This is a genomic window from Streptomyces sp. ADMS (genome assembly GCF_033441795.1).
In the GTDB taxonomy this organism is placed as follows: domain Bacteria; phylum Actinomycetota; class Actinomycetes; order Streptomycetales; family Streptomycetaceae; genus Streptomyces.
In genome coordinates, this window is the sequence record NZ_JAVFVX010000082.1 from 22757 (window position 1) to 35391 (window position 12635).

The 12635-nt window shown below is 71.2% G+C and carries 9 protein-coding genes; 8 read left to right on the forward strand and 1 reads right to left on the reverse strand.

Features of this window, described 5'->3' with window-relative positions:
* Window positions 1-166 precede the first annotated feature (166 nt).
* Window positions 167-739, forward strand: coding sequence for a sigma 54 modulation/S30EA ribosomal C-terminal domain-containing protein (locus RB628_RS42715; RefSeq protein ID WP_412180741.1), 573 nt, complete (start codon window positions 167-169; stop codon window positions 737-739).
* An 85-nt stretch (window positions 740-824) separates the two neighbouring features.
* Window positions 825-1850 (forward strand): 6-phosphofructokinase, encoded by a 1026-nt coding sequence (locus tag RB628_RS28840; protein WP_318323458.1) that lies wholly within the window; start codon window positions 825-827, stop codon window positions 1848-1850.
* Between the two features lie 66 nt (window positions 1851-1916).
* Here the strand turns inward: RB628_RS28840 and RB628_RS28845 are convergent, their stop codons facing one another.
* The gene (locus RB628_RS28845) at window positions 1917-2807 is read right to left on the reverse strand and encodes a universal stress protein (RefSeq protein WP_318323459.1); all 891 of its coding nucleotides are present in this window, start codon (window positions 2805-2807) and stop codon (window positions 1917-1919) included.
* Window positions 2808-3146: 339 nt separating this feature from the next.
* Here RB628_RS28845 and RB628_RS28850 point away from each other — a divergent pair, with 339 nt between their 5' ends.
* The 6 genes from RB628_RS28850 to RB628_RS28875 all read left to right on the forward strand — a co-directional run.
* Entirely contained in the window at window positions 3147-3392 is a 246-nt protein-coding gene (locus tag RB628_RS28850; RefSeq protein WP_318323460.1) for a DUF1540 domain-containing protein, read from the forward strand.
* Window positions 3393-3647: 255 nt separating this feature from the next.
* Window positions 3648-4700: a class I fructose-bisphosphate aldolase gene (locus RB628_RS28855; protein WP_318323461.1), complete on the forward strand. Its 1053-nt coding sequence runs from the start codon at window positions 3648-3650 to the stop codon at window positions 4698-4700.
* Between the two features lie 185 nt (window positions 4701-4885).
* Complete coding sequence (locus RB628_RS28860) at window positions 4886-5758, forward strand: universal stress protein (protein WP_318323466.1); 873 nt, start codon at window positions 4886-4888, stop codon at window positions 5756-5758.
* Window positions 5759-6058: 300 nt separating this feature from the next.
* Entirely contained in the window at window positions 6059-7744 is a 1686-nt protein-coding gene (locus RB628_RS28865; RefSeq protein WP_318323462.1) for an NAD(P)H-dependent oxidoreductase subunit E, read from the forward strand.
* Window positions 7741-10428, forward strand: coding sequence for a formate dehydrogenase subunit alpha (gene fdhF / locus RB628_RS28870; protein WP_318323463.1), 2688 nt, complete (start codon window positions 7741-7743; stop codon window positions 10426-10428). Before RB628_RS28865 ends, fdhF begins: the two co-directional genes overlap by 4 nt.
* Window positions 10429-10471: 43 nt before the next feature.
* The coding region (locus RB628_RS28875; protein ID WP_318323464.1) for a cation-transporting P-type ATPase at window positions 10472-12635 on the forward strand (2164 nt) is incomplete at its 3' end.

Sequence of the window (12635 nt, forward strand, 5' to 3'; positions counted from 1 at the left end):
GTCCCCGGAATGCGAAGAAGCGCGGATCGCAGGTGGGCGTCCCACTTCCAGGATCAACGCCTTCTGCGCCATCGGCAGCATCGAACGAACCGACTCGGGGCCTCTTCCGCCTGGGGTCGCCGCGCGGTCCCGACCGGAAAAACCGGCCCGGACAGCGAACTCGGCGATGGAGTGGCCGGTGACCGCCCCAGACCGACGCGGACGTCAACGGTCGGCCGGCTCGCGCGCACGTCGCAGGGCAGACCGCCACGCAGGCCGTCGACCTGCCCCAGGACCAGTTGGCAGAACAGCCCGCCCGGCTGGCCGAGCACTGGGAGCCCCGCTGCGGCCGGATGCCCGGCATCCGGGCCCGAACAAGTGGCGGCACGGCGATGAACCCATCCACCGCCCCGACCACTACCCACTACCCGCGGCCCGCGGCCCGCGGAGGAACGGCAGGTCGTCCGCCACAAGTCCTTCACCCCGCAAGGAAACACCGCACGAGGCGGTCTTTGAGATGGAGTCGATGGACTACGGCTTCTGTCTGTTCACCGACGCCGATTCCGGTGAGGACAGCGTGCTCTGCTCCGCACGGGGTTGTCCCGGGCCCGGTCACACAGGTCGCCCCTCCGACACGGCCCGCACCTGTCCAGCGGGTCCAGGCCGCCTCGAGGGCCGGGCAGAAGTCCCCACGAACGAGCTGCCTGGATCTGGCGTCCGTCGAGTGGCCACTGTGGATCGAACGGAGGGAGGCTGGTAGCAGGCGATTACGTACCCCGACAGCGGTTTTCGATCTCCGAGAAGGCCGCGAACAGGCGGGGTGACCAGCGGATGGGAGTAAGCCCATGAAGGTCGGAGTGCTGACCGGCGGCGGTGACTGTCCCGGCCTCAACGCCGTGATCCGCAGTGTCGTCCGCAAGGGCGTCCAGGAATACGCCTTCGACTTCGTCGGCGTGCGGGACGGCTGGCTCGGTTTGCTCCAGGGTGATGTCATGCCGCTGGACATCTCCAGCGTGCGGGGGATTCTCCCCCGCGGCGGGACCATCCTCGGCTCCTCCCGCACCAACCCGTTCAAGCACGAGGACGGGCTGCGACGCGTGCAGGACACGCTTGCCGCGCACGACGTGGACGCGCTCGTCGTGATCGGCGGCGAGGACACGCTCGGTGTGGCCACCGAGCTGAGCCGGCAGGGGATCCAGCTGGTCGGCGTGCCGAAGACCATCGACAACGACGTATCCGGCACCGACTACACCTTCGGCTTCGACACAGCCGTCGGTATCGCGACCGAGGCCATCGACCGTCTCCACACCACTGCCGAGTCACACATGCGCGCCCTGGTGGTGGAGGTGATGGGGCGGCACTCCGGATGGATCGCCCTGCACGCCGGCATCGCGGGCGGCGCCAACGTGATCCTCATCCCGGAGCGACCGTTCGACATCGATCAGGTCTGCGAGCAGGTGAAAAGCCGATTTAAGATCAACTATGCGCCGATCGTCGCCGTAGCCGAAGGAGCCGTCCCCAAAGAGGGGCAGATGATCCTCAAGGATCGGTCGCTGGACGAGTTCGGCCACGTGCGGCTGTCCGGCATCGGTGAATGGCTGGCCCAGGAGATCTCGGCACGCACCGGCAAGGATGCCCGCACCACGGTGCTGGGTCACATCCAGCGCGGCGGCACCCCAAGCGCATTCGACCGGTGGCTGGCCACGCGCTTCGGGCTGCACGCCATCGACGCGGTCAAGGACAGCGACTTCGGCGTCATGGTCGCCCTGCAGGGCACCCGGATCGTCCGCGTCCCCCTCGCCGATGCCACGGCGCAGACCAAGCTGGTCGATCCGTCGCTGTACGACGAGTTCGAGGTGTTCTTCGGCTGACCAGCCCCGGCGCTCACCGGATCGCTGTCGGACCTGCCGATCCGCCGCCAGCCCTCTGGGCAGCCGTTATCCGGCGTGCGGTACGACCGCCACCGGGCAGCCGGCGTGGTGTAGTACGGCATGCGTGACCGGGCCCAGTCGGCCTTCGGCCGCCTGCGGATCGGTGCGGCGGCCCACGACGAGCAGGGCCGCATCCCCGGACGCGTTCAAGAGCGCTTCCGCGGGGTGAAGCAGCACGACATCGGTGCGGACCGTCACACGGGGGTACTTCTCCTGCCAAACGCGCAGCGCGTCGGAGAGTTGCAAGACCTCCTGGTCCTCCCACGTGGCGCGGTCCTCCCCGGTCACCACCAGCGTCCGCGGAGAGACGGCCTCGGCAGGAAAGGCCCATGCCTGGACCACCCGCAGAGGTGCTCCGCGTGCCGCAGCGGCCGAGAACGCGAAGTCCGCCACCTCACCGACCGGGCGATGCGCGTCGAACCCCACCACGACCCGGGCAGCGCCGCGCGCCGCATGCACCCCTTCACTGAAGGCGCCGGGCCGCTGGGGGACCAACACGACAGGACATGGGGCTGCTGCCGCCATCCGCAGGGCCACCGAGCCGACCGCGAGACCGTCGAAACCGCCTGTCCCCCGTGTGCCGACGACGAGGAGCCCGGCAGCGCGGGCCGCGACGAGGAGAGCCGCGGCGGGGGCGTCATCGGCCTGCTCGCCCCGCACCTCGACATCCGGGTAGCGGTCGCCGAGGTCTGCTACCACGCGTTCGAGCATCTGCGCACCCATGTGATGCAGCCTGTCCAGGGCCGGACCCGGCACGGTGGCGGGGCCAGGAAGCCGCGGGAAGGCATGGAACAGGCGCAGCGGAACGCCGCGCAGCGCGGCCTCCTTCGCCGCCCAGTCGGCTGCCGCCGAACTGCGTTCGGACCCGTCGATGCCCGCCAGCACAGGGTGACTCATCGTGTCCTCCTTCGCCCGGTGCACCTCCGCGGGCGTCACACGGCTCGTGTCTCCTCCTCTCCACTGTTCCACGGCAGGATCGCTCAGGCGCCCGGACCCGATGCGGGTTCCACGCAGGTCTTGGCGGCGCGCATCGCAGCCACATCCGTTCAGGGTCCGTAGGACGGCTCACGCGTGTTGTCCCGTTCGGCGGAAGCCCGCTGGCCGTCGGTGGCGCCGACGAACACGATGGACCCGTTGGGCCCACGCTCACGGTAGCCGCTCACCGCTCGCCGCCGACGAGCCGGACAAACACCGACACCCGGAGACCGCCGCCATGGAAATGCCCGTCGTGACCGAGTGCGCGGTCGAGGACTGTGTGCCTACAACCGGGACCGCGCCTGTCACGCCCTGGCCATCACCGTGGGCGACATCCTGCACGCACACTGCGACACCTTCTTCACCTCCCCGGCCAAGGGCGGCGACCGGTCCGCCACCGGCCGGGTCGGCGCCTGCAAGATGTCCGACTGCCGGCACAACATCGACTTCGAATGCCGCGCCCCGGCATCGCCGTGGGCTACCAGCAGACCGAGGTCGACTGCCTGACCTACGCACCCGCCTGAGCCCCATGGCCACCACTACCGGGCAAGACCGCTGGTGCTCCCTGCGGGGAGGGGGCATTGGCACGGGGCATGGATGATCACGGCTGTGCGCGCGTCGCCGCTGAAGCCGTCAAGACGCCGAACAGGCGCGTACGTACGGACGTACATGGGTCCGGCGGTTACGGGAAGCCGGGCCTCACTCCTCGGCAATCCGCGGGCCCCGCCCCTCGGCAATTCGAACGACCGGAGAGGCGAGCCTATGACCGACATCCAATCCTTGCTAGGCGACGAGGCCAAGTACCTGCTGGCTCATGCCGCCCAAGGAATTCCCAAGGAAGACCTGGTACTGCCGGGCCATGACTTCGTCGACCGGACCGTGGCCGCAACCGACCGCTCGCCCCGGGTGCTGCGCAACCTGCAGTCCCTCTTCGACCACGGCCGTCTGGCCGGCACGGGGTACGTGTCGATCCTCCCGGTCGATCAGGGCATCGAGCACTCCGCGGCGTCGGCGTTCGCCGCGAACCCCCGCTACCTCGACCCACGGAACATCGTCGAACTCGCCATCGAGGGCGGCTGCAACGCGGTCGCGAGCACACTCGGCGTGCTGGGGGCCGTGTCGCGGCGCTACGCGCACAAGATCCCGTTCATCGTGAAGCTCAATCACAACGAGCTGCTGACCTATCCGAACCATTACGACCAGATCATGTTCGGCAATGTCGAGCAGTGCTTCGAACTCGGTGCGGCCGGTGTCGGCGCCACGGTCTACTTCGGTTCGGAGCAGTCGGACCGCCAGTTGCAGGAAGCCAGCGAAGTCTTCGCGCGGGCCCATGAACTGGGCATGTTCACCGTACTGTGGTGCTACCTGCGCAACCCGGCGTTCAAGAAGGACGGCGTGGACTACTCGGTGTCGGCCGACCTCACCGGGCAGGCCAACCACCTCGGCGTGACCATCCAGGCCGACATCGTCAAGCAGAAGCAGCCGGAGAACAACGGCGGCTACACCGCACTGGACTTCGGCAGAACCGACAAGCTCCTGTACGACAGGCTCACCACCGATCACCCGATCGACCTCACCCGCTGGCAGGTGGCCAACTGCTACATGGGCCGGGTCGGTCTGATCAACAGCGGCGGGGCATCGGCCGGCAAGGGGGACCTCGCGCAGGCCGTACGGACAGCGGTGATCAACAAGCGGGCTGGCGGCACCGGGCTCATCACCGGCCGCAAAGCCTTCCAGAGGCCCACCGACGAGGGCATCGAACTCCTCCACGCCGTCCAGGACGTCTACCTCGACGACAGCATCACTGTGGCCTGACCAGATCCCCCCACCACCATGCTCCGCGTCGTCTACCGAACTGTCCGTGGCCTTCAGGGTGCCGACGGCGGAAGACCAAGCCATCAGGGCGAACGTCAATACGTGAACCGTGGCCCATGGAGTGGCCCTGTGGCAGGAGCGTGTCGTCGGGGTGAACCTGGGAGGTACGGCCCACGGGAGGCGTGATGAGCGGTCTGGTTGTGGTGGGAGTGGACGGTTCGGCGTCGAGTCTTGCCGCGGTGGAGGCGGCGGCTCAGGAGGCTCGGTGGCGCGGGGCAGGGTTGCGGCTGGTGCATGCGTTCCTCTGGCCCGCGATGCACGTGCCGCCGGGTCCGCTCGAGGACGGTGTGCGCAAGATGGTGGAACCCCTGGTCGCCGAGGCGGAGGAGCGTGCCAGGACGGTCGCACCGGAGGTGGATGTCTCCCACGCTGTGGTGACGGGAGAACCACTCACGGTGCTGGAGGCGCAGTCGCGTGCCGCGGAGCTCATGGTCGTCGGGTCGCGGGGTATGGGAGGCTTCGTCGCGCTGCTGGTGGGGTCGACGGCCATGCACCTGGCAGCTCATGGGCGGTGCCCTGTACTGGTCGTGCGAGAGCAGGAGGAAGGCACCGGGCCGATCGTGCTGGGGGTCGACGGTTCCTCGGCCGGCGCGAAGGCGGTCGATTTCGCTTTCGCCGAGGCGGCCCTGCGCGGGGCCGACCTCGTTGCTGTGCATTCCTGGACCACCTGGAACGCCCCGCTGCCGGCGCCGCAGGACAAGGCAATGCCGTTCGCAAATGATCCGGGCACACTGGCCGCGAGCGAGGAGCGTCTGCTGTCCGAGGCACTCGCCGGCCATCAGGACAAGTACCCGGGCGTGAGCGTGAAGCGCAAGGTCGTGCACGGCGGGACGCGTGAGGCGCTGATCGACGCGAGCCTCACGGCCCAGCTGCTTGTGGTCGGTGCTCGCGGACGTGGCGGCTTCTCCGGCCTGCTGCTGGGGTCGGTGAGCCAGGCCATGCTGCATCATGCGCACTCCCCCGTGGCGGTAGTCCGAGGTATTGGCGGTAGCAGCTGACCATGTGCCGAGGTGCCGCTTTGCCTCGCGCGCCCAGCACACCGCAAATAGTGATCGGGGCTGGGGCGCTTTCACCGGTGACCAGGCAGGATGCGAACTGCAGCAAGGGCCTCTGGAGGGCGTTGACGACGGAGGCGACGAGGCTCGGCCCGGCGGCGACATGACGTCCGCTCCCGTGACTCCCGGCTCGGGGTCACTACGGCTTCACGAGAGCGGCATGTAAGTCCCTCCCACACGGGTGCTGGCCGTGCGGGCTGGTGCCGGGATGCGGCCTCGTCCCGCTGCCTCCACGATGAAGGCATGGTTCCCGTCGGTCCTGCCGACCGTTTCGACGCGTTCCGCGCCCTGGCCGACCGGCGCGGGCGGCCTGGAGACCGGTTGATCGAGTCGCTGGCCGAGGCCAGGGCGGGCACACCGGACAGCCCCGAGAGCTGGGCTCCAGCTGTCGCTGCCCAAGTCGGACTTCCCGCTGCCGCCGCGCTCGGACCTGCCAGTTACTACGCGGACCTCACCGCCACGCACAGCCGCCGTCATGTCCGGGTGTGCGCCGCGACTGCCTGCTTCGCGGCGCAGGCCGGACGACACCTCGCCGATGTCGAGAACGCGCTGGGCGTCATCCCCGCCACCGCCTCGCCGGACGGTGACGTATCGATGCAAGCCGTCCGCTGTCTGGGCTACTGCTACGCGGGGCCCGCGGCGCTCGACGGCGACACGCCCTGCACAGGTCCGACTCTCACCGGTCAGCTCACCGGGCGAGAGCCACCGCAGGCACCGGACATCCCCCTGACCGATGACACCGGTGACCCGGTCCTGCTCGGTGGTGTGCTCTCCGGTGAGCCCGCGTGGCAGGTGTGGCCGGGGACGGTGACCACGGGTACCCCGGACGAGGTCCTCGACGAGGTCGCGGCATCCGGGCTTCGAGGGCGTGGGGGCGCGGGTTTCCGGGTGGCGGCGAAATGGGAGGCGGCCGGCCGTGCCCCCGGCACGGTGGTCGTGGCCAACGGCGACGAGGGGGACCCCGGCTCGTACGCCGATCGGCTGTTGATGGAGGCCGACCCGGAGCGGGTGCTGGAGGGGTTGGCGCTGGCGTGTTTCGCGTGCGGGGCCCGCGAGGGCGTGGTGCTGGTGCGCTCCGAGTACCCGGCCGCTCTTGCACGGATGCGGGAAGCTGTGGGGCACGCGTATGCCGACGGCCATCTCGGCCCGTCGGTGCACGGTACGGCCACCGCGCTGGACATCCGGGTTGTCGAGGGCGCCGGCTCCTACGTCGCCGGTGAGGAGACCGCGCTGATCGCGGAGTTGGAGGGCGGCCGGGGATGCGCCCGGCCGCGCCCTCCGTACCCGACCGAGCGTGGCCTGTGGGATGCGCCGACCGTGGTCAACAACGTGGAGACCCTGGCGGCCGTGCCGTGGATCGTCCGACGTGGCGGCGATGCGTACGCTCGGCGCGGCACGCCCGCCGAGGCGGGGACCAAACTGGTCTGTCTCTCCGAGCGGTTCGCCCAGCCGGGATGTTACGAGGTCGAGCTCGGTACGCCGGTGCGGCGGATCGTCACGGAGCTGGGCGGCGGCCTGAAAGGCGGCGCCGAGCTGACCGCTCTCCAGGTCGGCGGACCACTGGGTGGCTTCCTCGCCGCCGACGTCCTGGACGTACCTCTGTCGGAGGCCGGCCTGTCGGCCAGGGGCGCCGCCCTGGGCCATGCCGGTCTGGTCGCCTTCGATGAGCGCGTGGCGCCGGAGGACGTGTTGCGGCATGTCTGGGAGTTCGCCGTGGCCGAGAGCTGTGGGGCGTGCTCGCCCTGCCGGGTCGGCTCGCGCCGCGGCCTGGAGATGGCATCCGCCCAGGCGCCGCCGGGTCAGGAGTGGGAGCGGCTGTCGCGTGTCCTGACCGACGCGAGCCTGTGTGCCTTCGGACGGCGGATCCCGGCTGCCGTGCACAGTCTTGCCCGCGCCTACGGGGATCGACTGGCGGGATGGGGCCCATGACCGGAATCGCGATCGAGGTCGACGGCACGGGCGTCCACGTGCCCGAGGGGGCTTCTCTGCTCACGGCGGTGCGGGCGGCCGGGGTCGAGTTGCCCGCGCTCTGCTCCGACGACCGGCTCAGCCCTGCCGGGTCCTGTCGTACGTGTCTGGTACGGGCCGACGGTCGCGTCGCGGCGGCGTGTGTCACCCCGTCGTCCCCCGGCGCCCGGATCGAAACCGCGACCGATGATCTTGTACGGTTGCGGAGGGACGCGGTGGAGGTCATCGTCTCCGCGCTGCCGCCCCGGGCTCTCGCCGACGGCGATCCCAGTGAACTGGCCCAGGTCTGCCGGTCGATGGGCATCGGCCCCGACACGGCGCAGGATTCCGGGGGCCGAGGCGGGGACGACTCCCACCCCTACGTCCACCTCGACCGGGACCTGTGCATCGCCTGCGGCCGGTGCGTGCGGATGTGCTCCGAGGTGCAGGGCACCTTCGCCCTGACCCTGGTGGGCCGGGGCGGCGACACGGTCGTGGCCCCCGGCACCGGCGGGCCCTGGGCCGAGTCGGACTGCGTGGCCTGCGGCGGCTGCGTCGACACCTGCCCCACGGGAGCGATCATCCAGCCCGGACCGGCGCGCGGCCTCACCTCCGGGGTCGGGCCTGCGGCGGCCCGGACGCGGACCACCTGCGGCTACTGCGGCGTGGGCTGCGCCCTCGACGTGGTCACCCAGGACGGCGAGGTCTCGGCGGTGCTGCCCGCCCGGGACGGTCCGGTCAACCACGGGCACGCCTGTGTGAAGGGCCGCTTCGCCCACGGATTCCGCACGTCCCCCGAGCGGCTCACCCGGCCCCTGCTCCGGCGCGGCGGCACGTTGGAGCCGGTCGGCTGGGACGAAGCGCTCGCCCACGTCGCCCGGGGACTGCGTGCGGCCGTCGACGCGGGCGGCCCGGACGCCGTGGCGGCGATCTCCTCGGCCCGCGCCACCAACGAGGACAACTACCTCGTCCAGAAGTTCATGCGGGTCGTCATCGGCACCAACAACGTCGACAACTGCTCCCGCCTGTGCCACTCCCCCTCCGCCGCCGGCCTCACGGCATCCTTCGGGCTCTCCGGCGGCACCGACACCTTCGACGACGTCGAGCGAGCCGACTGCCTGCTGGTGGTCGGCGCCAACCCCGTCGAAGCGCACCCGGTGGTCGGAGCGCGCCTGCTGCGGCGCGTCCTCCACGGAGCCAAGCTGATCGTCGCCGACCCCCGCGCCGTCGGCCTCGCCCTGCACGCCGACGTCCACCTGCGCCCCCGCCCCGGCACCAACGTCGCGCTCTTCCACGGGCTCGCCCACATCCTGCTCGCCGAAGGGCTGACCGACGAGGACTTCCTGCGCGAGCGGGCAACCGGTCTGCCGGAGCTGACCGAGCTGCTGGCCGACTACCCGCCCGACCGGGTCGCGGACATCACCGGCGTACCTGCCGCGGACCTGGTCGCCGCCGCCCGCCTCTACGGCAGGGCCGAGCGGCCGGCCATCGTCTACGGCCTGGGCGTCACCGAGCACCTCCACGGCACCGACGGGGTGCGGTCCCTCGCCAACCTGGCGATCCTGCGCGGCGCCGTGGGAACCGACCGGGGCTACGGAGTCAACCCGCTGCGCGGCCAGAACAACGTGCAGGGCGCTTCCGACATGGGCGCCCTGCCGGACCTGCTGCCCGGGTACGGGAAGGTGACCGACCCGGCTGTCCGCGCGCGGGCGGAGGACGTCTGGGGCGTACCGGTCCCCGCACGGCCAGGGCTTCGGATCCCGGACATGTTCGCCGCCGCACGAGCCGGGGACCTGCGGGCCCTGTGGGTCATCGGGGAGGACGTCTGCGCCACCGACCCCGACGCCAACCAAGTGGCCCGGGCCCTGGACGCCTGCCCGCTCGTCGTCTGCAACGAACTGTTCCTGTCCGAGACCGCCCAGCACGCCGACGTCGTCCTGCCGGTCGCCTCCTGGCTGGAGAAGGACGGGACCTTCGTCAACTTCGACCGCAGGTTCCAGCGGGTCCGCCCCGCCGTGCCCCCGCCGGGAGAGACCCGGACCGACTTCGACATCGTCCGGGCCCTCGCCCAGGCGATGGGAGCCGACCTGGGCTGCGCGGCTCCCGCCGACGCCCTCGCCGAGTGCGCACGACTCGCGCCCGTCTTCGCCGGGCTCTCCCACGACCGGCTGGACCGCGAGGGCGCCGTGCCCTGGCCCTGCCCCGACCCCGACCAGCCGGGAGAAGCCAAGCTGTACACCGAGCGGTTCGCGACCCCGGGCGGCCGGGCCCACCTCGCCGCCACCCCCTACCTCCCGCCCGGCGAGCAGCCCGACGACAGCTATCCGCTGGTCCTCGTCACCGGACGGCGCTGGGCGCACTACAACTCCGGGAGCATGACCCGGCGCGGCGGCAACCTCGCCCTCGATCCGGTCGACTTCCTCGACCTCCACCCGGACGACGCCGCCCGGTACGAGGTGCGGGGCGGCGAGCAGGTCACGGTGGAGAGCCGGCACGGCCGAGCCCGGCTCATCGCCCGCGTCAGCAAACAGACCGCCCCCGGCCAGGTCTTCTGCTCCTTCCACTTTCCCGCGAGCGGCGTGAACCGCCTCACGTCCGACCACGTGGACACTGTCACGTCCTGCCCCGAGTACAAGGTCACGGCCGTCCGCGTGGCCCCGCCGTGACGGCGATGGTCTGAGGCACTCGGCGATGGGTACCGGAACTCCCGTGCTGACGCCTGGAGACGGGGGCGCCGGGCCGGCGGTCCCGGTCGGGACGCGCGGCCCCACGGTGCAGACGCTGGCGACGGGCGAGGTCTTCGCCGCGCTGGATGCTTCGCCGCGGGGACTGGCGTCGGCGGACGCGGCGGCACGGCGGGACCGGTTCGGGCCCAACGAACTGCCGCCCGCAGGGCGACGAGGGCTGTGGCAAGACCTGGTCGGCCAGTTCACCGACCTCTTCGCCGTCGTACTGCTCGTCGCATCGGCGATCACGTTCCTGGCCTACGGGCTTCAGAAGCCACAGGACGTGGGAACCCTGCAACTGGCCGTGGCGATCCTCGGTGTGGTGGTGCTGAACGCGGCCATCGGCTTCGCACAGGAGTACTCCGCCGAGCGAACGGCGGAGTCGCTCCAGGCCATGGTGCCGCACACCTGCCGGGTGCTCCGCGACGGGGAGCGGCGGGAGTTGCCCGCGCGTGAGCTGGTGCCCGGTGACGTCGTCGTCCTGGAGGCCGGGGACGCGGTGCCGGCGGACTGCCGCCTCGTGGAGGCACACGAGGTCTCCGTCAACAACGCGGCGCTGACCGGGGAGAGCGACGCCGTCGGGCGTACGGGTGACCCGGTGGCGGCCGGGCCGGTGCTCCAGGCCCGCAACTGCGTGTTCATGGGCACCGATGTCGTGGCGGGCGCCGCGAAGGCGGTGGTGTTCGCCACCGGAGCGGCGACCGAATTCGGAGGCATCTTCCGGCTCGCAGCCGCGGCGCCGCGGCAGAAGACTCCGCTGCAGCGTCAGGTGGCCTCGATGGCCCGCAGGGTGGCGGGAACGGCGCTGGCGATCGGGGCCGCTCTGTTCGCGGTGCGCGTGCCCGCCGGGCAGTCGTTCGTCGAGACCTTCGTGTTCGCGCTCGGGGTCATGGTCGCGCTCGTCCCCGAGGGCCTTCCCGCGACTCTGTCGGTGTCGCTGGCGATCGGCGTGCGGCGGATGGCCCGTCGGCACGCCCTGGTCAAGCAGCTTCTTGCTGTGGAGGCACTGGGGTCCACCACCGTCGTGTGCACGGACAAGACCGGGACACTCACGCAGGCCGAGATGACCGTCGTGCAGGTGTGGGCGGGCGGTGCGCCGCACGCCGTGTCCGGGGTGGGATACGCGCCTGAGGGCGACGTGGCCAACCCGCAGCCGGTGCGCGGGCTGCTGCGGGCGGCGGCGCTGTGCTGCAATGCCCGGCTGGTCCCGCCGTCGGACCGCCAGGGCTGGCGGGTGCTCGGCGATACCACGGAGGGGGCGCTGCTCGTGGCTGCGGCGAAGGCCGGACTCGACCGTGTCACCGAAGAAGCGGCGGCGCCGCGCGTGGCGGAGTACCCCTTCGATTCGGTCCGCAAGCTGATGAGCACCGTGCACGGTGACACCGCCGACGGCTACCACGCGTATGTCAAGGGCGCGCCGCAGGAGCTGCTCGCACGCTCTACCAGCATCGACTGGGGTGGAGAGCGGCGGCCGCTGACCGAGGAGCTGCGTGCCGCTGTCACCGCCGCGAACGACGAGCTGGCCTCGCAGGGGCTACGCGTGCTGGCGGCGGCATGGCGGCCCGTATCGGACTCCCGCCCTGTCCAGGACGAGGTGGAGTCGGAGCTGACGCTCCTGGGGCTCGTCGGCATGCTCGACCCGCCACGGCCCGAGGTCAGCGACGCGGTCGCCGCCTGCCGACGGGCCCGCATCCGGATCATCATGGTCACTGGGGACCACCCGCTGACCGCTGAGGCCGTCGCCCGCCGGGTCGGCATCGTCTCCAGGCCCGCGCCGACCGTGGTGACCGGCGCCCGGCTCGACGCCCTGGACGACAAGGACCTGGACACGCTGCTGGCCGCGCCAGGCGAGCTACTGCTGTGCCGGGTCAGCCCGGAGCACAAGATGCGGGTGGTCACCGCGCTGCAGCGACGCGGCGAGGTCGTCGCGGTCACCGGCGACGGTGCCAACGACGCACCGGCCCTCAAGCACGCCGACATCGGCGTGGCGATGGGCGCCTCCGGCACCGATGTCGCCCGGGAGGCCGCGGTGATAGTGCTGCTGGACGACTCGTTCGCCTCCATCGCCGCGGCGGTCAAGCTGGGCCGGTCGGTCTATCAGAACATCCGCAAGTTCCTGGTCTACGTCTTCAGCAGCAACATCGGCG